The sequence below is a fragment of the Staphylococcus sp. NWU MKU2 genome, from assembly GCF_033283605.1.
Taxonomy (GTDB): Bacteria; Bacillota; Bacilli; order Staphylococcales; family Staphylococcaceae; genus Staphylococcus; species Staphylococcus haemolyticus.
Genome location: NZ_JAVSMH010000015.1, coordinates 1 through 22,766, shown reverse-complemented (window position 1 = coordinate 22,766; position 22,766 = coordinate 1). Strand labels below are relative to the sequence as shown.

Sequence of the window (22,766 nt, the reverse complement as noted above, 5' to 3'; positions counted from 1 at the left end):
AATTTTTTCATTATACTTTCATCTCCTAATTATTTTTCAAATTGTTGTTGAACGAAGTCTAATGCTGCTTTGCCATCACGAGTTAAGTTAATGTATTCAGCACCTTGAGTTTTTGCTAATTTAATACCTAATCGATCTGTATCTTGTTTTATATCTTCATAGTTAGAAGCAACTTGAGGCGCTAAAATAATTAATTGATAGTCTTTCATAATATCCATATGTGCACCATAACCACCAGCTGCCGCTTTTACAGGTGCCTGATATTCTTCAGCTGCTTTGTTTAACGCATTTGCAAGTAATCCACTTGTACCACCACCAGCACATAAGACTAAAACGTTAGTTTGTTCGTTAATTGAATTCGGTGACTCTTTAGCCGATACTTCCTCATCGGAAGATGCTGGTTCAGTTGTTGTCGCTTCATTTGCACCAGCAGTTGCTAAAATTGTATCTGCTTTTTTAGTATCAAAGTTTGCTGCCACTTTGTCTTGTAATTCATTATTAGCTTCTTTGTTTCCTAATTCTTCTTCTAAAATTTGTTCATCATAAACTTTTACAAATGGGTAGTAAATGATAACGTCAACTACGATTAATACAATTGCCAACACAAATGACCAAAATGCAAGTCCTGTACCCATCACAATACCAAGAGGTCCTGGTGTCGTCCATGGTAAGAAGATGCTAAAACTATTCATTTTAAGTACATCAACAAAGAATTTAAAGATCCATATGTTTACTATTGGTGCAAAAATAAATGGTATGAAAAATACTGGGTTTAATACGAGTGGTGCACCAAATAAAATTGGTTCATTTACTCCAAAGAGTGTTGGTACAACTGATGCTCTACCAATTGCTTTGTTTCTTTTTGATTTAGTTAACCACATAAACATAAATGGCACGACTAATGTAGCACCGGTACCCCCCATAGTTGCAACGAACATTTGCGTACCAGGTGTAATAATTTTATCTGCATGTTCTCCTGCTTGAATCAAATTTAAGTTTGTTTCAAGATTTGCATAAGTAATTGCAGCAATTGCTGGTTCAACAATAGATGGACCATGGATACCTACAAACCAGAAGAATGCGAAAGCACCGAAAATAAGTGTGACGCCAATCCAGCCATCTGCCGCAGTAAATAATGGTTCAAAGATTTTTAATACAGCATTCGCTACATTTGTATGAATAAATGCTCGTGATAATAAATCTAATGCATAAATAATGATAATAACCGCTGACAACGGGAAGATATCTTTAAATACCTGAGAAATATTTGGTGGTACTTCTTTAGGCATTTTGATTGTAATATTTCTTTTAATAAAGAAATTATAAACAATTACGGTAATAAAGGCTGAAATAAAGGCTGTTAATAATCCTTTTGTGCCCATAAATGCACTTGAAAATCCACCCTCTTTAATAGGATCTGCTGCTAAGAATAAAAATCCACTCATCGCAGCCATCATTGTAGAAATAAAGTTAATTTGATTGGTTTTATCTAATTTCCTGTTGTAGGAATCGGTTAAAGACTTAGCTGTTGTTCCAGCTACAATCAAACCAACAACTCCCATGGTATAGTTATATGGTTTCATCAATATACCTTCCATCGTTTTACTCCAAGTAAAGCCAAACACGTTAGGTACATATGTGATTAAAATAAATATACTTGAGAACAAGATAATTGGAATTGCTGCAATAAATCCATCACGAATCGCTCTTAAATAAATATTACGAGATATTTTTTCAAAGAACGGCTTTCCTTTTTCTATCCATGCTATTAACTTATTCATAGGGGTCAGCTCCCTTTTTTGTATAATTCAATTAAATGCTTCATTAAATCTTTTAATAATAACGTTGTCATTAAATGGTCTTGACCGTGAATCATTGTAATACTAAATGCAATGTCATCACCTTGTGCTTCTTGAGCTAATAAGTTTGTTTGAGCTTTATGTGCATTTGCGATATCTTCATTTGCTTTCTCCGTAAGTTGTTCAGCTTTATCAAAATCGCCTTCTTTAGCAGCGTTTAATGCCTCTAATAATTTTGAACGCGCATCTCCTGCATATGCGACAATTTCAAAACCAAGTAATTGTCCTTCTTCTCTATTCATATGAATAACCTCCCCTAAGTCATTTTGCTTTCCAAGATGTTGCAGTTGTTTTTAGTACGTTATTTAAATCATCAATGTTTTTATATCCAGTTGTACGTAACCATTTTCTTGCAGCTTGTTCTCCTTGTTCAATATAAACTTTAACTGCACCAGACCATGTCGCACGTCCACATAACACACCATTGAAATGTGCACCCGCATCGTGTGCGAATGTTAATGTTTCTTGGAATAATTCAGCTGATACACCAGCACTTAAATAAATATAAGGTAAATGTGTTGCTGCATCTTGATCACGGAAATGTTGTGCTGCTTCTTCTTTTGTGTATACAACTTCACCCTCTGTAAATCCTTCGACAAAATTCATGTTTACGGGCACTTCAACTTTAAGCACATCAACATTGAATCGATCTTCGGAGAATAACTTCATTGCTTCATTTACTTTACGAGGTTTTACTTTTGCAAATTCAGCACTTTTATTATCAGGAATGTTATCATCATAAGTTAACACTTCTAAGAAAAATGGAATGTCTTCAGCAACACATTCTGAACCAATTCGTTCAATATAAGCTTTCTTTTGAATGTTAATCTCTTCTGAATCATCTACATCATAATAAAGTAAGAATTTAACTGCATTGGCACCCTGTTCTTTTAAACGTTTAGCAGACCATTCTACTAAGCAATCGGGTAAACGACCTTTTGCATTCACGTCATATCCAGTTTTTTCATATGCAAGTAATAAACCACACTCTTTATTACGTGCATCAGAAGCTGGTAAGCCATATTCAGGATCTAAAAGAATAGAAGATGCATATTGTGTTAACTCTTCTGATACAAGTACTTTTAATTGTTCGATTTGTTCAACTGTAGGAGGTTCTGTTTGATGTTCAGCCATCATTCTTTTTAATGCCCCGCGTTGATCAAATGCTAAAGCTGAAATAATCCCATCTTGATTACTTAATTGTTCGATTGATGCTAATTTTTGTTTGGATTTTGTCATGAATTACACCTCTATAACTTCAATTTGTTTGAATAGTTCTTTAAATTTATCTACATTGATATGACCTGTTTGATGCTCCATTGCATTTAACATTCCAAATGCATTAGCTTTTTTCAGTAAGTCTTCATCGGATTGTTGATGAACAAGACCTGATGCAATACCTGCCACTGTAGAATCACCAGACCCTACAGGATTAACGACTTCTATTTTTGGAATGTTTACTTTATAAAATGTTTGATGATGTTTAGCGAAAGCGCCCTCGCCACCTAAAGAAACAATAATCCATTCAATACCTTTGAAGATGGATTGAGTGACTGCTTCTTTTAAACTATCGATATCTGTAGTGACAGTAGTGTGTAATAATTGAGATAATTCATCAATATTAGGTTTTATCACTGAAGGCTTATTTTCACTCAACAATACATCCATTAATGATTGACCAGAACTATCTAAAATCGTAGGTAGACCTTGTTCATTTGCTAATTTCACAATATCCGCGTAGTAATTTGTATTAAGACCTTTAGGTAAACTTCCAGACATCGCTATAACATTAGCTCTTTTAAATAGTTCTAAAAGATGTGCTTTATAGCTTTCTGCTTCTTCCTTATCAATAGTTGGTCCTTGTTCGAGTATTTCAGTTTGTTGTCCTTCATGTAGAATAGCGATACAATTTCGTGTTTCTCCTTTTATTTTGAAGAAAGACTGTTCAATTTGAGCATCCGTTAATTGTTCTTCAATAAATTGACCCAATGCGCCACCTAAAAAACCACTTGCTAACACATTTTCGCCAAATTCTGATAATACACGTGTTACATTTAATCCTTTTCCTCCAGCAGTTTTACTCGTCTTTTTAACTCTATTCACAGTATCTAGATAAAACTGTTCTAATGGATAAGATATATCAACTGAAGGATTTAAAGTTAATGTTAGAATCATTTCACATCTTCCTTAATCGTGATATTCACCTTTGTCCCATTTTTCTAAGAATTCATCAAAGAAGTGAGGATCAGCTTGATTATCTTTATGTGTTTCTAAATGATTAATTTTAGCAATTAATTTTTTATTTTCTTCAGTAGGTTTGTATTCTGCTTTGATAAAGGCATCCACGATATCGAAAATAAATAATTCGCCTGCTACTTTACCGCCGAAACTAACAACATTAGCATTTAATTCTTCTTTTGAATAAATTGCCGATGTCATATCACGTACTAATGCTGTTCTTACACCTGGGACTTTGTTTGCTGCATTACTAATACCAACGCCAGTACCACAGACACATACGCCTAAATCTGCTTCTCCACTAGCAACTTTTTCTCCTACTTTTTTACCGAAGATAGGATAATGTGTACGTGTAAAATCATACGTACCTACATCAATAACTTCGTGTCCTTGAGCTTTTAAATGTTGTGAAACTTCCATTTTTGTATCAGTTACAATGTGATCGCAACCTATAGCAATTTTCATTATTTATTCCTCCAATTAGCACATTTTATTTAACATATCTACACGGATTTGGTGACGCCCACCCTCATAGTGTCCATTTACAAATTCTTTAGCAATATTTTTAGCTAATGTATCGCCTACAATTTCAGCACCCATTGTAATCATACGTGCATTATTGTGACTACGTGTCATATATGCTGAACGTTCATCTGATACTTCAGCAGCAATCATTCCTTTTACTTTTGTAGCAACAATAAAACTACCTGCACCATAAGCATCCACTGCAATGCCTAAATTATCATCGTTCTTTTGTACTTCATGTACAACTGCTAATGTTGAATCAATAAAGTCTAATTCTTTTCCTTCTGTTACATCTACTACATCATGGTTATTTTCTTTTAAAAATGTTTTTACAACATCTTTAAGACGTTGACCAGCGACATCTGAACCAATAAAAATTGTCATAATGATTCTCCTTTGAAAATAAGATAATTAAACACATGTGTTTGGAAAAGCGCTTTCAAATCTTTACACCTAAATTATAAACATAAACAAACAAGCATTCAACAATAAATGTTCGAATATTGTTTGAAAATTCGTTTTTTAACGAAATGTTTTTGTATTTAATCGCGTTCAATTATATAAAAAATACCAAGATTGTTTATATAAACAATCTTGGTATTATATCACTTCTGTGTAAGCTTTTAATTTTTGTACATCTCCCTCATCTTTTTTATCTACAACTACTGCTGTTAAATCTTCTAAATGACATAATTGGGTAAAATCTTCTTTTCCAATTTTTGAAGTATCAATTAATAAATATTTTTCAAGTGAACGATGAAGTGCAAGTTGTTGTGTATATGCTTCGTCAATTGTAGAAGTGAGCACATCTGCATCTTTTATTCCATTACAACTAAAAAACATTTTAATAAATCGTTTTGTTTGAAGAAGCGTATTCGTCATTTCACCTACAAATGATTCAGTAAGTTCTCTCATTTCTCCACCTAATAAGTAAACTTTAAAACTTAGCGAACGCTTTTCAAATAATATTTGAAATACTGGAAAACAATTCGTAATCACTGTTAATGACTTTTGCTCTATTAATTGAGCCAGTAACTCGATTGTTGTTCCAGGTCCTAAAAAAATCGTATCGTTTTCTTCAATTAAGTTAACAGCTTTCCTTGCGACCGCACGTTTTTCTTCAATATTCTCTGTGTGCTTTTCTTGATGAGACTTTTCTTTAATTTGAAAAGCAGAATTACTACGTGCACCGCCATGTATTTTAGTTAGTAATCCTTTTTCTTCTAATTCAGCTAAATCACGACGTACTGTCATATCAGATACATTAAGTTCCTCAACAATTTCATTTGTCCTAACCATTCCTTTTTGATTTACGAGTTTAGTAATTTCTTCTAAACGATCGTATTTATGCATTCAAATTCTCACATCCCACTTATTCTATTAAATATGTCCATATAGTATGAACACATATATTTTATAAAGATTTTAAGCACAATTTCATTCTATACTATTACTTGTTTTAACACTATTATTTATGGTCAATCTTAAATTTTACATAATCGATGATTATCAGAAGTAATTAAAAGAGACTCTTTTTAAAAGAGTCTCTTTCTTCTTGATTAGTGATGATTAATGATAACTAACTAGATATGTTTATTAGTAACATGATTAACCATTAAATACTATGCTATTTCGTATTTTAGAGCATAACTATTAATTATAATAAGTTTTGAATTAGAGATTCTGCTTTTTTAGGACTGTCTTTAGGTGCAAGTCTTTTTACTACATGACCTTCTTTATCAATAATAAACTTTGTAAAGTTCCATTTTATTTTTCTTCCGTATATATGAGGTGCTTGGTTTTTTAATAATGTAAATAATGGACTTTCATTTTTGCCATTAACATCTACTTTAGCATGTATCGGGAAGGTTACACCAAAATTTACTTTACATACCTCAGCTATCTGTTCATCAGTCCCAGGTTCTTGTTTAGCAAATTGGTTACAAGGAAAGCCAAGAATCACTAATCCTTGATCTTTATACTTTTGATAAAGTGTTTCTAATTCTTCAAATTGACCACTTAAGCCACACTTTGTCGCTGTATTAACTACTATCATAACTTCCCCTTTATATTTATTTAAATAATAATGACTACCATCTTTATTAGTAACTTGAATATCATATATATTTTCAGTCATTGTAATTCTCCTTTTTACAACATCGCTAATTTCAATTGATCTATAACACCACTAGATGAACCAGGAAACGCAAATATCATTTGGTTTAAATCTTCAGCTGTTAATTTTTGATTCACGATGAAAGTTAAGAGATTAACTAAATCTGGCGCATCATCAGCATATATAGCAGCTCCCACTAATTGTTTATTATGATTTAACACAATTGTCATTTCAGCTTCAATTTCATTTTTGTATTCAAACACCATTTGTTTACCAAAAGGAACATCTATCACTTTATAGTTCTCACTATCGTTTGCTTCATCTACAGAAACGCCAATGTTAGACAACCTTGGTAATGTATATAAAACTGAAGGAATTGCGGGATAATTAATAGGATTTTCATTCATACCTAGAATGTGCCCAGCAATATAGTTAGATTCAAATGTTGCAGTAGGTGTTAATTTAGGAATAGTTTTATCTAATACGTCACCACTAGCATAAATATTAGAAATATTTGTACGTAAATATTCATCTACTTGGATGCCTCGATTAGTAAAATGAACCCCTGCTTCTTCAAGACCAATTCCATTTACATTAGGTTTACGTCCCGTAGCATCTAACACATAATCCGTAGTAATTTCTAAGCCTGATTCTGTTGCTACAGTATAACGGTTGCCACTCTCTTTAATAGCAGTTGTGTTTTCATTCATATGAAATTGCACACCCTCAGATTCTAGTTTATTTAATAATTTAGAAACATGTTTTGAATAGAATCCTTTAAGTGGTTTATCATCCACATGTATCATATGTGTTTCAACACCTGCTTTAATCGTAATACTAGCAAATTCAATACTAATAATACCTAAACCTATAAACGTAATACTGTTAGGCATTTGATCTAAAGATAAAAAATCTCTACTATCATGCGTAAGTTCAGATCCTTCAATATCTAACTTATTGCTGTGTTGCCCTGTAGCAATTACTATAGTGTCACCATAATATTGTTCACCATTAACTAATAGATGATGTTCATCTACGAATCTTCCAGCACCTTCGATAACATCTATGCCTTGTTGTTCAAATAAATTTTTCAACATATTAGCCATTGGATCAATAATTTTATGTTTATAGGACATAAGATTTCCCCAATTAACTGATAGTCCCTCAGTATTAATAATATTAGGGTAATGTGACGCTTGTTCTAGGACTTCATACGGATTTTCTAATAAAATTTTGGCATTACAACCATAGTTTGTACAAGTCCCTGCAATACGGTCTTTTTCGACAATAGCAACTGATTTACCTGCTTTATTTAAAGTTAACGCACTATGCCATGCTGCGTGACCACTACCTAAAAAAATGACATCATATTGTTTCATTTGAATCATCCTTTGTTAATTTTTTTAATGTGACTTCAAGGTTATCCATCATTGCTTTCGCTTTTGTATATTCATCTATATCAAATTGAGAAGAAATGCATTTAGATATAGCTTTATGTACTGCTTCTTGCTCAACTATCCCTTTTTCCGTTAACTTTATGATAAGGTTTCGTTTATCATTTTCATCTCTATTTCTTTGAACCCATCCATCTTTTTCAAGTCTTTTTAATAATGGCGTTAGCGTATTACTTGCTAGATTCAATTTTTTGCCAATAGCTAATAGCGTTTGAGGGTTTTCCTCCCATAATGTTAATAGTACAAGGTACTGAGAAAAAGTTAAGTTGAATTGTCTTAGTTGCTTTTCATAAAATTTATTAAATAATCTGTTTACTTTATAAGTAGAAAAACATAATTGATGTTTCAATTTTATTTCCTCATCAATCAATTTAATCCCTCCTATTCTTATCAAAGAATAATCGATCGCACACGATTAATCAAATAAAAAGACTTCGGTTCTGTTGCAAAGTTAGAAAAATATAGCTAATTACCATTTTATCAAGTCGTTGTTCCCTTAACTGGCTAACATATGCCTAATTTCGTGGCATGGCGAAAACCCGTAGATCTGAAGAGACCTGCGGTTCTTTTTATATAGAGCGTAAATACATTCAATACCTTTTAAAGTATTCTTTGCCGTATTGATACTTTGATATCTTGTCTTTCTTACTTTAATATGACGGTGATCTTGCTCAATGAAATTATTCAGATATTTCGATGTACAATGACAGTCAGGTTTAAGTTTAAAAGCTTTAATGACTTTAGCCATTGCGACCTTCGTTGAAGGTACCTGATCTGTAATTACCTTTTGAGGTTTACCAAATTGTTTAATGAGACGTTTGACAAATACATATGCTGAATGATTATCTCGTTGCTTACGCAACCAAATATCTAATGTATGTCCCTCTGCATCAATGGTGCGATATAAATAGTTCCATTTTCCTTTTATTTTGATATACGTCTCATCAATACGCCATTTGTAATAAGCTTTTTTATGCTTTTTCTTCCAAATTTGATATAAAATCGGGGCATATTCTTGAACCCAACGGTAGACCGTTGAATGATGAACGTTTACACCACGTTCCCTTAATATTTCAGATATATCACGATAACTCAATGCATATCTTAAGTAGTAGCCAACGGCTACAGTTATGACATCTTTATCGAATTGTTTATATCTGAAATAGTTCATACAGAAGACTCCTTTTTGTTAAAATTATATTATAAATTCAACTTTGCAACAGAACCATAAATATTTATAAATAGAGAGAAAACTATGGATTTTGAATACAAATTAGAAAAATTATTAACCAAAGTAAATAATAAAACTGAAATTAATAATTATGTTTTTTAAGTTTGGGTAAATCTAACATCAAAGCTCAAATTAAACTGTTCTAAAAAACGAATTACCTTAAGCAAGATATTTCGAAATCAGCAATTAAATTTAAAAAGAAAACAGGTCAATTTCCCGAGTGGATTAAATTAGATATTGTTACATCCACTGAAAAGGTTCAATTTAACAAATTGAAAAAAACGTTAATTAATACACATGGTATGAATTCAATAGATTAAGAGAGCTTTTATTATACCAATTAGATGGTGAAATATTAAAAACAAATACATTAATGTATACTGAAGGAGAAATTGATAATTATTTAGGAGACGCTTTATATCCAGAAAGTCCTATAAAATTATTGACTCAATTAATTCTACATAGGGTGAAGAAAGAACATTACACTAATTCTATGAAAATAATAAAAGAAAATAGAAAAATAGATATATTCTAATATTAATGGAACAATTCCGATTAATATTATTAAATTAACTATTAACATAACCAATGATTATCAAAGTTCTATCACTATAAAAGGTGTATCAAGGGTTTATAAACCCTTGATACACCTTTTACATTCCTTTTTAATTACCGAAGAATCGACTCCAAAATCCTTTTTTAGGTGGTTCTACCTCTCTATTATCATCAGAATTACTCTTCGTTTCTTCAACGAACTTATCCTCTTTTGTACTGTCATTCTTTTTCTCTTCAGATACATTCTTATGATTTATTTCATTTTCTGTTGGTTGGCTTTTCTTTTGTTGCTGGTTGATATTTTGAGATTCTCCAGTAAAAGTTGCTTCTTGTGGATTAATATTCTGTCTGTTACTCGTGACTGTATCAAAAGAATTATTAAGCTGTCTTTCTTCTTCTAATTGGCTTTCTAGTTTTTGAATCTTTTTATTACTTTCTAATGCTAATACTTGTTGGTTTTCAAGTAATTTTGACCTTTCTTGCAATTCTTTCCTATAAAATTCTACTGTCACTTCATGACGCTTTTCTTGTTTTTCAAGTTGTTTATTTAAAGTGTCTATTTGCTTTTCAAGCAGTTCAATTATTTGAACATTATGTTTAGATTCTTTTTGTGAATTATCCTTTTCAACTTTTCCTGAGTTTGTGAGAGTATCTTCAAATCCATATTTTTTTTTATTGCGAGTTACTCTTTGAATTATCTTTTCAACATCAGTATCATTTTTGATAAATGAAGTATTATCCTTTTTTATCGTTTCTATGTCCAATCTTTTTATGTTGTTAAATATAGTTTGTTTACTAACTCCTAATTCTTTACTTATTTCTTTTACGCTCTTCATATCATCAACCCTTTATAAATCCTTTATCAACCCTTTATAAAAAAAATTTATCACAAATACTGATATATAAGTATCAAAATCTAATATTAAAAACCCTTTACAAACTCTTGACGTCATTATTATCAAGAGTTTGTAAAGGGTTTTTAATAAAGCTATAATATCTTTTATGTGTTCTTCTTTAGTGATATAATATTGATAATACGTTTAAGTCCCGACTACTGGTAATAGTCGGGACTCGGTAATAAAACGTTACAATACGTTAGCTATTTAATTTGATATATGTATTATATACAACAATATCGACAGTTTGCAAGTCAAAAAGTTATGTGGATTTGTAATGTTTTATTACCTCTATTCAAATATTCAAATTTAATTGGAAAGAGGTTTTTATTTTGTCTCGTAAAAATATTAAAAATCAAGCTAGTCAAAATTTTTATATGCTACATAAAGCATTATTTGTTAATGAAAAATATAAAAAATTAAGTGATAGTGCCAAAGTCACTTATGCAATTCTCAATGACAGAGTTAGTTTATCAATTAAAAATAATTGGATCGATGATAATGGAGATATATATTTCATTTTTACAAATGAAAGCCTTCAGAATATATTAGATAAAAGTAAAAATACAATTACCAAAATAAAGAAAGAACTTCAGGAAGTAGGGTTACTTGAACAAATCCGTACAGGTTTTAATAAACCTAATAAATTATATTTACATGATATAGAAACAAATATTAGTGTAGAAAAAGACATTCAAACTTCATCTGTAACCCATGATGACATGGAGTCCCAAAATTTGGGACTCCAGAATCCCAAATTTCGGGACTCCAGAAACTCAAAATTTGGGACTCCAGAATCCCAAATTTTAGACCCTAATGATACTGATTATAATGATACTGATTATAATAATACTAATTATAGTGATACGTATGATTTGAATGATAAGAAATCAACATATCCTAATAATCAAACAAATCATTCAAATCACTATAATTCAAAATTTAATGATGAAGCTTTAAAGTTTCAATTACTCGAAGAACTACCTCAAGGTATTCGACGTTATTTAAGTAACTTTTCTGTAAGTGAAATTAAAATTATCAAATCTGTATTATTAAAAGCCAAGACGTCGTTTAATAATTCTATTGATACATATTATTTATTAGAAGATATGGAGATAGAAATACTTCATGTTCTTAAACGGTTTAAAGCCATGCTTATCCAAAAGAAAGAAACCGTTGAAGCCATGCAAGGGTATCTTATGAAATCTCTCAAATCGGAATTTGCAGAAATGCATACACTTAATAAGCGACGTGATAATTTATCCATTACTTCTTTATTTAATCAATAATGATTCAATTAGAGAGCATCTTTAAATAGATGTTCTCTTTTTTTATTTACAAGTGGTTGCTAAGGCAACCACCTAGATCAAACGAAAGGTAAAGGAGGGGATAACAAAATAACATCAACACAATATCGAAACATAGCATGCTGCTATTAAAGAAAGGAGGAAGACTTATGAGTACTAAGAAAAAGATTAAAGTTACTTTGGCAATGATTAATATTCTTTTAACTGCAGTCGAACTTTATCTTCAATGGCAATTGAGTAAATCTGAAAATGAACTGTAGTTAAGCGAGTAGGTGAGACTAAAACGTTTCTGTTTTAGTCCTATTTTTTCTATAAACGGTTATTATTCGTTTGAAAATGGCTCAAACATGTCGCATAAGATAAAAAATAAAATGATCATTTAACGTTGTTTTAACTTTAAAAATTATAAAAATACTAACCGTTTTAATATTCTTTAGCAATCTTTCGTAGTTATAAAAGTGACTTAATAAAATCGTTTTTGCTATTTATTTTGTTAAAGATTAGAAAGAAAAGGGTGAATTTATTATTCCAAAAAATCAAAATTCAGATTCAATTGATATACTTCATAAACAAAAAGTAAGTCGTTAATGTTCAAGACATGGGTCGAATATAATTTTAAATTTGAATTTTTTCTATACCAAACTAAGTAAATATTTTTACTTAGTTTTCTCTTTTTTTATCTTCAATCATTTTACTAACAATGGTTATCTTGAAAATAAAAATAAGCACTTAAAGTAAAAAGTGAACAAGAGAATAGCCACTTTTGTCTTAAAGCACGTTTTGTTTTTGGAAATATTACAAACATAATAGGATTTTCAAATAGTATTTGACATGAGCATAAGGAAATCCAGTACCACATTAAGTGATATTCAGCATAGCTGAAGGATTGTCTTACCGTTCGCTTTGCTTACTTGCTCTTTGAAATTCACTACAAGTGTTGATATAGCAACATTTATATTTAATATTAAATATAAATTAATCGACATTATAAACCTTAATATTGCATACTATTTACAATTGTTACAAGACCACTTTAAATTGTCTGAATACTATTATTTTTATTGATTTCATAGGCTTCAGTCGTCGTCAATCCTATAAATAGGATTGATTTTTTTATCCTAATCCTATTAATCCTATTAATCCTATTACTTTTAGTATTAATATCAAAAATAAAACCACTCAAAAGTAATCTAAGTAATTCATTCATTTGTTTTACTTTTTGAAATTGACTAAATACTTTTTGCTCAATATCGAATTCAATATTGATCATATTATTTGTTTTTAAGTCCATAGAAAAAAGGAAAAAATAAAACAATTTCTATACTTTTCTATGCTCAATTTTATTGAAAAGTGAATCGAAATAAAGATCATTTTATTTTTTTATTAACTAGAGAATTAAAAAAATATAAAGTGTTTAATAAGATTCATTGATATGATTATACTCAAAATTTTTAATTTTAATCTTCCTAAAATTATTTTAGCGAGTATCAAAATTATTTTAATTAACTATAAAATGTTAATTGAAAAGCAAAGTATTATTTATTTTAGACTGTCTAAAGAAATAAAATAGAACGGAAAACATGCCAAATTGCATTTTCTAAAAGAAGGTGATTTGACAATATATTTTTACATTTGGAATAAAAAAGAGTATTTAACGAGTGACCTTTTTGATTTAACAGAAAGTGAAAAACAAGAAATTAATCATCAAGTGATTGATGAAATTGAAGAAGAAAAATAAAAACAAATTTTCTTAAACGTTAGCAAAAAGGTAGCGTTTTTTTGTTAAAAATACTTGGGTACAAACAGGGTACAAAAATAAAAAATGATAGCAAATTTCCCTTATGCTCTTACAAAGAATTTGAAGCCAATTCAAAATTTGGTGTTTTTTTGAAAGAAACTGCCCCTGCAGGAACTAAAAAAGTTGATGAATTTTTGAGCCATTTTATGTCAATTTTTAATTTGCATATAACTGGGCAATGTCTAAAAAACGTCACTGGTTTTGCTCAAATTTTTGTTTGTGAAATTAAAATATATTTATTTGGCTCATATTTGTGTTTTAAGAGCGTATATAAGTTTTTGATATAAAACTATATGATTTATCCCTAATTCTTTAAAATGCCCCCCTTAAAATTCAAAATAAGGGCATAAAAAATAAAAGCTACCCCAAAATTGAGATAGCTTTTTTCTTTCGACGCCGTATCGTCGATGGAATTCAAAAAAGTTATGGGCTATAAATCTACATCACTTTTTCAAGAATGTAGTAGCAATATTCAAGACAAATTAATTTTTATAACTGTTCGGAATATCTCAAGCCGTTTTTTTAATTTTGAAATAAAAAAATCGACGAAGGTCGATTACGATTTTGCACACGTCGATTTATCCGACGTATAAGTGCGCCCTTACGGGATTTAACTAGATTATAACGATGAATTTTGGACCTGTAAATCAATAACCATTGTGTCTACAAGTTTTGGTTTTGTTAAGGGTTCCGAGGCTCAACGTCAATAAAGCAATTGGAATAAAGCACCTATGATTATTTAAAAAAATAAGTTATAATACATTCAAAAATATTTTTGAATGAGGTGTAATTATGTTTCAGACTATTGTAACTGCTGCTATTCTTTATATTGCGACAGCATTAGACTTATTAGTGATTTTATTAATGTTCTTTGCTAGAGCAAAGACTAGGAAAGAATATCGAGATATTTATATTGGTCAATATGTAGGATCTGTAGCATTGATTGTCATAAGTTTATTCTTTGCCTTTGTCTTAAATTATGTTCCTGAAAAATGGATATTAGGATTGTTAGGGTTAATACCGATTTATTTAGGAATTAAAGTGGCTATTTATGGGGATAGTGACGGAGAAGAGAGAGCTAAAAAAGAATTGAATGAAAAAGGATTGTCTAAATTAGTTGGTACGATTGCAATTGTTACGATAGCAAGTTGTGGTGCTGATAATATCGGTTTATTTGTTCCCTATTTTGTGACATTAAGTGTTACTAATTTATTAATTACTTTGTTTGTCTTTTTAATTTTAATTTTCTTCTTGGTATTTACTGCACAAAAATTAGCTAATATTCCAGGAGTTGGAGAAATTGTTGAGAAATTTGGTCGTTGGATTATGGCTGTTATTTATATAGCTTTAGGTTTATTTATCATTATAGAAAATGACACTATTCAAACAATTTTAGGATTTATATTTTAATTTAGGGTGTGATTTCATATGAGTTATGAAAATGCTTGTGATGTGATCTGTGTACATGAGGATAAAGTTAACAATGCTTTAAGTTTTTTAGAAGATGATAAATCTAAGAAATTACTTAACATTTTAGAAAAGATTTGTGATGAGAAAAAATTGAAAATTATATTATCTTTGATTAAAGAAGATGAGTTGTGTGTTTGTGATATTTCTTTGATATTGAAAATGAGTATTGCTTCAACTTCACATCATTTAAGACTTTTATATAAAAATGAGGTGCTTGATTTTTATAAAGATGGAAAGATGGCATATTATTTTATTAAGGACGATGAAATAAGAGAGTTTTTCTCTAAAAATCAGAAGGGTTTTTGAAACGAGTTTCTTCTTGTCTTGATACTATAAAAATAAGCAAAGATATAACATAAAACGACTTATCGGAAGTTAACTATTATCGCATATTAAGAGATGATATAATATACAGGTCGCCTATCTCTCAGGCGTCAATTAAGACGCAGAGAGGAGGTGTAATTATGCTTGATAACTTTGTTCACATCATGACCACAGCAGCGAGTGGTTGTATCGTCGCATTATTTGCGCATTGGCTACGCAATCGCAACGATAAGAAAAAATAGGCGACTATAGCCGCACCTAAAAAATCCCCTCACTATCGGAAGTAGTGAGGGGATTGGTGTATTATACTTGATAACTTTGTTAAGTAAATTATAACACTGGTTAGTAGAAGAATGCAAAATAGTTTATTGATTACTAATCTAAAAGTTAGCAGTTTGGAAAAGAAGTTGAAAGCAAATGGTATAGTCAACAAGAGCTTGTTAATACTGCTGAAACTAACTATAAAGCAATTACTCAATGAAAAGAATACGTTAGAAAAAAGAGGAGAAAAGTGTAATGAAATTTATCAATTAGTTAAAGAGAGAATATTTAAAAAAGCTGTTGTTTGTATAGGCTTAATGGTAATTTGTGGATTTGGATAGTCATCGTGGTTAATATAATAGGTTAAAAGACTTAAAAAAATAAAGAACCACTAACATTATTGCTAGTGATTCTTTATAAATACACAAGATTTATTAAATTAATTTTATTTATTTGTAGCTACAGTTTTCACCGTCAGTCCAACCACATTTTACACCGTTCCAAAATCCTCCGATGTCTTCTTTAGACCACCAACCGCCATTGATTGTTTCTAATTCCTTTACATCTAATTCTCTCATAATGTAGTCCTCCTTCAAGTCTATTTATAACTATCGTAGTACATTGTAAATTTAATTATATTTATTAACCTTGTTTGAATGGTGAGAAAGAAGAGATAGTTTCGCCAATATCTTTAATAAAGTTTTTAGTTTCTCTTAAAAAGTTACCTGTTTTTTCACCGTTACGTCTCGCATCATTTACTTCTCCACCGTTAATCTTTTTAAGTTCAGTAATATTTAATGTTTTCATCGAAATTTCCTCCTTTGAATTATTAAATCTTACAGTGTATAACTTAACACGTGATTGTAAAATTATTGTAAACAGATAGTTATATGAGGATTTTTTTAAATTTAATTATTTAATCAATTAATCATATTAAATAAATAGCGTATATATACAAATAATATTAAATTGTAAAATGGATCTAGTCTATATTCATTTGTAGTTTCCATAAAGTGTTATATACACCATCTAATTGAATTAATGTATCATGAATGCCAGATTCAACAATCTCTCCATCATTTAAGACATAAATTTTATCTGCATTTTTTATAGTGCTTAACTTATGTGAAATAATAATTACGGTTTTACCACGTTGAGTTAGTAAATCGATATGCTCCATAATTTTGTTTTCAGTTAAACTATCTAAAGCACTTGTAGCTTCATCAAAAATGTATATATCAGGGTCTTTTAAGAAAGTACGTGCCAAAGATAAGCGTTGGGATTGTCCACCCGATAGATTAGATCCTTCTTTTTCTAACATAGTATTAAACTGATCTGGGAATTTCTGTATAAAATCTAGGGATTCTGCTAGTTGACAAGCCCTAACGATATCTTCATCACTTTTATGCTTATTGCTACCATGTAGAAGATTATTTTTAATTGTATCAGCAAAAAGGAATGTGTTTTGTGAAACATAGCCTATATTCTTACGTAAGTCGGAAAGATCAATATCATCAATACTATAGTCATCAATCATAATATTACCTTCTGAAGAAGTGTAATAGCGATTGAGCAACTTACCTATGGTTGATTTACCACTACCACTTTCACCAACAATAGCAACCTTTTGCCCTTTTTTAATATTTAAATTAATATCCTTCAATACCACACTTCGAAAGCCATACTGAAAGTTTACATTTTCAATGCGAATGTTGTTTTTAAAAGTATAAGGTTGTTTAGAAGTATATAATTCAGTTTCGGTCTCTAAATCAGTTATTTCAGCAATACGACGTGCTGCAACAAATGAAGATTGCAGTGTTGGTTGAATATTTATGAGACGTTCAATAGGATCAAGGTAATAAATAGTTAAGGCATTAAAAGCTAATAAACTACCTAACGTCATACTATCCGTCATGACTAAGTAACTACCAAGCCACAATATAACAAGACTGATAGTTAATTTTAAAAAGTTGTTAACCGTTAATTGTATATTAGAAAATCTACCCAGTTTTAATAAGTTTTCAATAATACCATTAAATTTAGTAGTACCAATGTAGAAACGATCGTCTTCAGATTGATAACTTTTAATAGTATTACTACCATCAAAGGATTCTATTAAATATGAACTCAATTCAGCATCTTTTTCAGCCACCTTTTGATTATATTTTTCAAAAGGTTTACGTAAAGTGTAACTACAAATAATAAAACAAGGTATAAAAATAATTGTTATCAGTAGTAACAAAGGACTTTGCATATAAAGTAATATAGCACCGATAATAATCATGAAAGTATCAACTAACAACGTTACCGTTGAAGATGATAAAGCTTCACGAATTTTAGATGTATCCATGAAACGTTGTAGGATTTCGCCAGATTTACGTGTATCAAAAAAGTTCATCGGAAGATGTAAAACATGATAAAAATAATCTTTCATTAAATTAACATCGATTTTCAAACTTAAATGTAAAATAAGTTGAAACCTTAAATAATTAATGAGTGCATTGATTATGTATAAAAGTAAAATACCGAAGCTAATAATATGTAAATTTTTAAGAACATTGGATGGAATAATATGATCGGTTAATAATTTAAAATATAGAGCTCCGACAATACCAACAACATTAATAAATAGTGAGATAAAAGCAATAAATAACAACTTCCCATAATTATTTTTAAATATATCAATAAAAATATTAAGATATGAGGGCGATTCATTGTCAGTAGTAAAATCATCTGTTTTATCAATTAATACAGCAATATTAGTCCAATATTTTCCAAATTCAGTACTTGATAACTTATATTTACCTTTAGCAGGATCGACAATATAAAGTGTGTTATTTTTTATTTTTTCAATAATGATATAGTGATCATAACCTTGTTGATTAATAATATGTACCATAACTGGTAATTGTGCTTGTTTTAAATCATCAAAGGAATCAGCTTTTACGCCAGTTAACTCAATACCAATCTTTTTACCTGCTTGTACGAGACCATATAAATTTGTACCTAATTTATCTGTCTTAGCATATTCGCGCAAACGTGGGATAGATACACGCTTACCATAAAACTGTGAAATCATGGCAAGGCAAGTAGGACCACAATCCTTTTCATCGTATTGTCTTATAAATTTTATAGCCATCATAATGAGTCCTTTCAATAAAATTTAACTCTATTTTAATAAGTATAAATAATTAGTATTAAACATAAGTTAAATAATCTTTTTGATAATGTTAAAAGCACTAAAAAGTAAAAATGTTTGACTATATGTCTACTTGTGGTACACCCTAATCATACATATTTAGTTATTGAATTTATAGTAACTAAAACGTATGATTAGGGTGTATATTAATTACGAGGTGGAAATTAATGATTGTTGGCTATGCGAGAGTCTCATCTATTGATCAAAATTTAGAAAGACAACTTGAAAATTTAAAAACGTTTGGTGCTGAAAAAATATTTACAGAGAAACAATCGGGAAAGTCAGTAGAAAATAGACCGGTACTTCAAGAAGCACTTAACTTTGTGAGGATGGGAGATCGGTTTGTCGTAGAATCAATTGATCGTTTAGGTCGTAATTATGAGGAAGTAATTCATACCGTTAATTATTTAAAAGATAAAGAAGTTCAATTGATGATTACTAGCTTACCTATGATGAATGAAGTAATCGGCAGTCCATTATTAGATAAATTTATGAAAGACCTAATCATTCAAATATTAGCAATGGTTTCAGAACAAGAACGAAATGAAAGTAAACGTAGACAAGCACAAGGTATTAAAGTTGCGAAAGAAAAAGGTATATATAAAGGACGTCCTTTACTATACTCACATAATGCTAAAGATCCACAGAAACGTGTTATCTACCATAGAGTCATAGAAATGTTAGAAGAAGGCCAAGCAATTAGTAAAATTGCCAAAGAAGTTAATATTACAAGACAAACAGTTTATAGAATTAAACATGATAATGGTTTGGGTTAATAAACGGTTTTTCAATGTAACTGAGAGTTTCTCACAGCATTCTAAAACGTATATTAACCCTCTATTATAAGATTTTAATAATGAAACAAAAAAAGAGAGAACAATTATTCTCTCTTTTTTCTTAATAAGTAAAAATTAATACATACAAAAAAGTATGTGTACTAAACATTCCAGATTTAAATAGTATCTCAAAAACGGACGTTTTATATTTTTACTTCAAATTTACTGTTAAATACTCTTTTGAATTCAATTAACTATTCATTTACTTTTTCAGGAAATACACCATTATCCATTTGTTTAAGTTCTTCCTTAAGGATATTGAAATATGTTTCATCATTATATTTATTGTAGCTTTCTTCTAAAATTTTTTGAACTTCAACTAAATTCTCTAAAATTATTTTGATTTTAGTATCTATAGTTTTAAATGACTCGAGTATATTGTCATCAATATATAATCCTTGTTCTTTAATAATATTACTTGCCAATAGTAATTCATTTTCTAATTGGCTTAAATAATAATCAAAATTAACTTTCACTCTATATTGATATTTTTGATAATTGGACTTGATGTAAAAATGTCTATATATCTATCGTCATTTATAACCTCATTATATTGTTCATCTAATTTTTCGTAATTATCAAATATGAATATATATGTATCTGTACCACTATTTAATTTTTCATAATGTTTCATATAGATTGGTATTGCTTAATTAAGAATCTTACCTTGATATTTAAAGTTTGTTTCGTTAATTAATTGTTTCTTTTTGAAAGAGTAGTTAAAAAGAATATTTAAATACTCTTTTAATAAATAAAGTATGAAAATTACTATTAAAGCTATCCACTATTCTTTGAAAAGTGAAATTATTAAATTTTCCATTTTGTACTCCTTTAGGCAAATAATTAGTTATGTAATAGGTGTTTCCCAGAAGTAAACAAACATTTTCTTCTAACTTATTTTCAATTCGCTATCTCAAAATAATTAATGTACTCTATTATTTTTTTATATAATTAAATAATAACATATACAACAATTTGTATAACTTTCACAATTCTAAACATAAGTCTTATTAAAAGAATTAATGGTTATCATGCAGGTTGGAGAGAATCTAGGCTTGGTGGTGCAGATGGTATTCATGGTTTTGAAGAATATTATAATACAACCGTAAGTTATATTAGATGGTAAACTAAGAATAAAAAAAGTCTGTGATATATTTCCTAGAAAAACAGCCAGTAAACAAGTTTATTATAAATTCATTTACTGGCTGTTTTTCTAGGAAATATATCACAGACTCACCTATCTATATTATAAAATTACTTAATTTCTTTAGATTCAGCTAATGCTTTATACCAATATGCACTTTTTTTTGGATAACGTTCTTGTGTGTCAAAATCAACGTAGAATAGACCATAACGTTTTTCATAACCATTAGACCATGAGAACACATCCATAAGTGACCATAAGAAATAGCCTTTTACATTGGCACCATCACGTATCGCATCAGCAATGACTTCAAGATGTTTTTTAACATAGTCGATACGTGCATCATCATCAACTGTCTTACGTTCTTCATCGAATTCATCTTTATATCCAAGCCCATTTTCAGTAACATAAATTTTGTGATAGTTAGGATAATCTTTTATAACACGCATAATTTGATCATAAAGACCTTGTGGATAAATCATCCAATCCCAATCAGTACGAGGAACATCTATGTCAAATTCACGTTGTCCTACACCTTTAAGTTGATATTTAGAGCCACCTTTATCTCCAGTAGCATTGTGTGTAATTTCTGATTCTCCCTCATATCCTCTCATCCAATCACTCATATAGTAATTAATACCTAGGAAGTCATTTAAATCTTTTGCAGCATCTAATGTAGCATAATCTTCATCAGTAATATCTAATTTACCGCCATTGACAGAAAGAATATGTTGTACACCTTCCATAGTTTCACGAGAATATTTTCCTAAATACGTTGCATCTAAGATAAATTTGTTATGAATAATATCTTCAAGTTCTGCTGCTCTTACATCTTCCGGATTTGAAGGATCATATGGATACTTAGTTGGTAATGCATGAACTACTCCAATTTCCCCATTATATCCATTGTCTTTAAATAGTTTAACTGCTTTCGCATGTGCGACCATCATATTATGATGAGATTGGAATACTTTTGCAAAATCATATTTAATACCTGGTGGAAATTTACCGACTAAATACTGGCCATCACCAATAGGACCAATTTCATTAAAAGTAGTCCAATAGTTGACTTCAGTAAATTCTTCAAAGCAGAATTTTGCATACTCTACAAAGTAATCGATTGTTTTACGATTTAAAAAGTCGCCATCACTATGCAATGTTTCTGGAGTATCAAAGTGGTGCAATGTTACAAATGGCTCTACATGTCTTTTATGACATTCTTTAAATAAATTATGATAGTATTCTACACCTTTAGGATTAACTTCACCATATCCTTTAGGGAATATGCGTGACCATGCAATCGAAATACGAATACCATTCACACCAAATTTTTCACTTAATTCTAAATCAATAGGATATTTATTGTAAAAATCACTTGCTGGTTCAGCTGTATACCAATAATTTTCTTCAAGATAAGTGTCCCATGCTACACGACCTTTTCCATCTGTTTTAGTCGCGCCTTCTGCTTGATAAGCCGCTGTCGCACCACCGAATATAAAATCTTCTGGTAATTTTTTCATTATACTTTCATCTCCTAATTATTTTTCAAATTG

At 29.8% G+C, this 22,766-nt stretch carries 25 protein-coding genes and 1 pseudogene; 9 read left to right on the top strand and 17 right to left on the bottom strand.

The genetic code is table 11. The features are described from left to right. Positions 1-29: 29 nt before the first annotated feature. The 11 genes from SBL15_RS12755 to SBL15_RS12705 form a co-directional block, all read right to left on the bottom strand. Positions 30-1,781, bottom strand: a complete 1,752-nt coding sequence (locus SBL15_RS12755; RefSeq protein WP_107637922.1) for a lactose-specific PTS transporter subunit EIIC — start codon at positions 1,779-1,781, stop codon at positions 30-32. A 5-nt stretch (positions 1,782-1,786) separates the two neighbouring features. Further along, positions 1,787-2,101, bottom strand: a complete 315-nt coding sequence (locus tag SBL15_RS12750; RefSeq protein WP_107506052.1) for a PTS lactose/cellobiose transporter subunit IIA — start codon at positions 2,099-2,101, stop codon at positions 1,787-1,789. A 19-nt stretch (positions 2,102-2,120) separates the two neighbouring features. After that, positions 2,121-3,098: a tagatose-bisphosphate aldolase gene (gene lacD / locus SBL15_RS12745; protein WP_107506053.1), complete on the bottom strand. Its 978-nt coding sequence runs from the start codon at positions 3,096-3,098 to the stop codon at positions 2,121-2,123. A gap of 3 nt (positions 3,099-3,101) precedes the next feature. Next, a complete protein-coding gene (locus tag SBL15_RS12740; protein ID WP_107506054.1) occupies positions 3,102-4,034 on the bottom strand; it encodes a tagatose-6-phosphate kinase in 933 nt (310 codons plus the stop codon). Between the two features lie 12 nt (positions 4,035-4,046). Beyond that, complete coding sequence (gene lacB / locus SBL15_RS12735) at positions 4,047-4,562, bottom strand: galactose-6-phosphate isomerase subunit LacB (RefSeq protein ID WP_107506055.1); 516 nt, start codon at positions 4,560-4,562, stop codon at positions 4,047-4,049. A gap of 15 nt (positions 4,563-4,577) precedes the next feature. Further along, the gene (gene lacA / locus SBL15_RS12730) at positions 4,578-5,006 is read right to left on the bottom strand and encodes a galactose-6-phosphate isomerase subunit LacA (protein WP_107506056.1); all 429 of its coding nucleotides are present in this window, start codon (positions 5,004-5,006) and stop codon (positions 4,578-4,580) included. A 216-nt stretch (positions 5,007-5,222) separates the two neighbouring features. Further along, positions 5,223-5,975, bottom strand: coding sequence for a DeoR/GlpR family DNA-binding transcription regulator (locus SBL15_RS12725; RefSeq protein ID WP_107506057.1), 753 nt, complete (start codon positions 5,973-5,975; stop codon positions 5,223-5,225). Between the two features lie 304 nt (positions 5,976-6,279). Beyond that, positions 6,280-6,759: a glutathione peroxidase gene (locus SBL15_RS12720; protein WP_107508523.1), complete on the bottom strand. Its 480-nt coding sequence runs from the start codon at positions 6,757-6,759 to the stop codon at positions 6,280-6,282. A 14-nt stretch (positions 6,760-6,773) separates the two neighbouring features. Continuing rightward, positions 6,774-8,117, bottom strand: a complete 1,344-nt coding sequence (locus SBL15_RS12715; RefSeq protein WP_107508524.1) for a dihydrolipoyl dehydrogenase family protein — start codon at positions 8,115-8,117, stop codon at positions 6,774-6,776. After that, positions 8,104-8,562 (bottom strand): MarR family winged helix-turn-helix transcriptional regulator, encoded by a 459-nt coding sequence (locus tag SBL15_RS12710; RefSeq protein ID WP_107508525.1) that lies wholly within the window; start codon positions 8,560-8,562, stop codon positions 8,104-8,106. The genes SBL15_RS12715 and SBL15_RS12710 overlap by 14 nt, the downstream gene beginning before the upstream one ends. 126 nt (positions 8,563-8,688) lie before the next feature. After that, a complete protein-coding gene (locus tag SBL15_RS12705; RefSeq protein ID WP_107508526.1) occupies positions 8,689-9,363 on the bottom strand; it encodes an IS6 family transposase in 675 nt (224 codons plus the stop codon). A gap of 84 nt (positions 9,364-9,447) precedes the next feature. Between SBL15_RS12705 and SBL15_RS12700 the strand changes: the two are divergent. Continuing rightward, positions 9,448-9,719 (top strand): annotated as a pseudogene (locus SBL15_RS12700) (poly(glycerol-phosphate) alpha-glucosyltransferase); the annotation flags it as partial. A gap of 369 nt (positions 9,720-10,088) precedes the next feature. Here the strand turns inward: SBL15_RS12700 and SBL15_RS12695 are convergent. Beyond that, a complete protein-coding gene (locus SBL15_RS12695) occupies positions 10,089-10,814 on the bottom strand; it encodes a DUF536 domain-containing protein (protein ID WP_107508527.1) in 726 nt (241 codons plus the stop codon). Positions 10,815-11,206: 392 nt separating this feature from the next. Here SBL15_RS12695 and SBL15_RS12690 point away from each other — a divergent pair, with 392 nt between their 5' ends. From SBL15_RS12690 to SBL15_RS12660, 7 genes are all read left to right on the top strand, one after another. After that, positions 11,207-12,163, top strand: a complete 957-nt coding sequence (locus SBL15_RS12690) for a replication initiator protein A (protein ID WP_107508528.1) — start codon at positions 11,207-11,209, stop codon at positions 12,161-12,163. Positions 12,164-13,793: 1,630 nt separating this feature from the next. Further along, positions 13,794-13,919 (top strand): Rep protein, encoded by a 126-nt coding sequence (locus SBL15_RS12685; RefSeq protein ID WP_232043702.1) that lies wholly within the window; start codon positions 13,794-13,796, stop codon positions 13,917-13,919. Positions 13,920-13,960: 41 nt separating this feature from the next. Next, positions 13,961-14,266, top strand: coding sequence for a hypothetical protein (locus SBL15_RS12680; RefSeq protein ID WP_107638025.1), 306 nt, complete (start codon positions 13,961-13,963; stop codon positions 14,264-14,266). A gap of 505 nt (positions 14,267-14,771) precedes the next feature. Beyond that, positions 14,772-15,389: a CadD family cadmium resistance transporter gene (locus tag SBL15_RS12675; RefSeq protein WP_002500367.1), complete on the top strand. Its 618-nt coding sequence runs from the start codon at positions 14,772-14,774 to the stop codon at positions 15,387-15,389. Between the two features lie 18 nt (positions 15,390-15,407). After that, positions 15,408-15,755: an ArsR/SmtB family transcription factor gene (locus tag SBL15_RS12670; protein WP_002452612.1), complete on the top strand. Its 348-nt coding sequence runs from the start codon at positions 15,408-15,410 to the stop codon at positions 15,753-15,755. A 158-nt stretch (positions 15,756-15,913) separates the two neighbouring features. After that, positions 15,914-16,015, top strand: a complete 102-nt coding sequence (locus SBL15_RS12665) for a type I toxin-antitoxin system Fst family toxin (RefSeq protein WP_002497230.1) — start codon at positions 15,914-15,916, stop codon at positions 16,013-16,015. A 111-nt stretch (positions 16,016-16,126) separates the two neighbouring features. Next, positions 16,127-16,375: a hypothetical protein gene (locus SBL15_RS12660; RefSeq protein ID WP_317956183.1), complete on the top strand. Its 249-nt coding sequence runs from the start codon at positions 16,127-16,129 to the stop codon at positions 16,373-16,375. A 108-nt stretch (positions 16,376-16,483) separates the two neighbouring features. On the opposite strand, the gene SBL15_RS12655 is transcribed toward SBL15_RS12660, so the two are convergent. The 3 genes from SBL15_RS12655 to SBL15_RS12645 form a co-directional block, all read right to left on the bottom strand. Further along, complete coding sequence (locus SBL15_RS12655) at positions 16,484-16,612, bottom strand: hypothetical protein (RefSeq protein ID WP_257643470.1); 129 nt, start codon at positions 16,610-16,612, stop codon at positions 16,484-16,486. Between the two features lie 64 nt (positions 16,613-16,676). Then, positions 16,677-16,841 carry a bacteriocin gene (locus tag SBL15_RS12650; protein ID WP_107637925.1) on the bottom strand — a complete coding sequence of 55 codons (165 nt, stop codon included), beginning with the start codon at positions 16,839-16,841 and terminating at the stop codon, positions 16,677-16,679. Positions 16,842-17,016: 175 nt separating this feature from the next. Continuing rightward, positions 17,017-19,173 carry a peptidase domain-containing ABC transporter gene (locus tag SBL15_RS12645; RefSeq protein ID WP_107637924.1) on the bottom strand — a complete coding sequence of 719 codons (2,157 nt, stop codon included), beginning with the start codon at positions 19,171-19,173 and terminating at the stop codon, positions 17,017-17,019. A gap of 227 nt (positions 19,174-19,400) precedes the next feature. Between SBL15_RS12645 and SBL15_RS12640 the strand changes: the two genes are divergently transcribed. Then, positions 19,401-20,009: a recombinase family protein gene (locus SBL15_RS12640; RefSeq protein ID WP_107506048.1), complete on the top strand. Its 609-nt coding sequence runs from the start codon at positions 19,401-19,403 to the stop codon at positions 20,007-20,009. A gap of 254 nt (positions 20,010-20,263) precedes the next feature. Here SBL15_RS12640 and SBL15_RS12635 read toward each other — a convergent pair whose 3' ends face one another. Beyond that, positions 20,264-20,545: a hypothetical protein gene (locus SBL15_RS12635; RefSeq protein ID WP_107506049.1), complete on the bottom strand. Its 282-nt coding sequence runs from the start codon at positions 20,543-20,545 to the stop codon at positions 20,264-20,266. Between the two features lie 778 nt (positions 20,546-21,323). Then, positions 21,324-22,736 (bottom strand): 6-phospho-beta-galactosidase, encoded by a 1,413-nt coding sequence (lacG, locus tag SBL15_RS12630; protein WP_107637923.1) that lies wholly within the window; start codon positions 22,734-22,736, stop codon positions 21,324-21,326. Between the last annotated feature and the right edge of the window lie 30 nt (positions 22,737-22,766).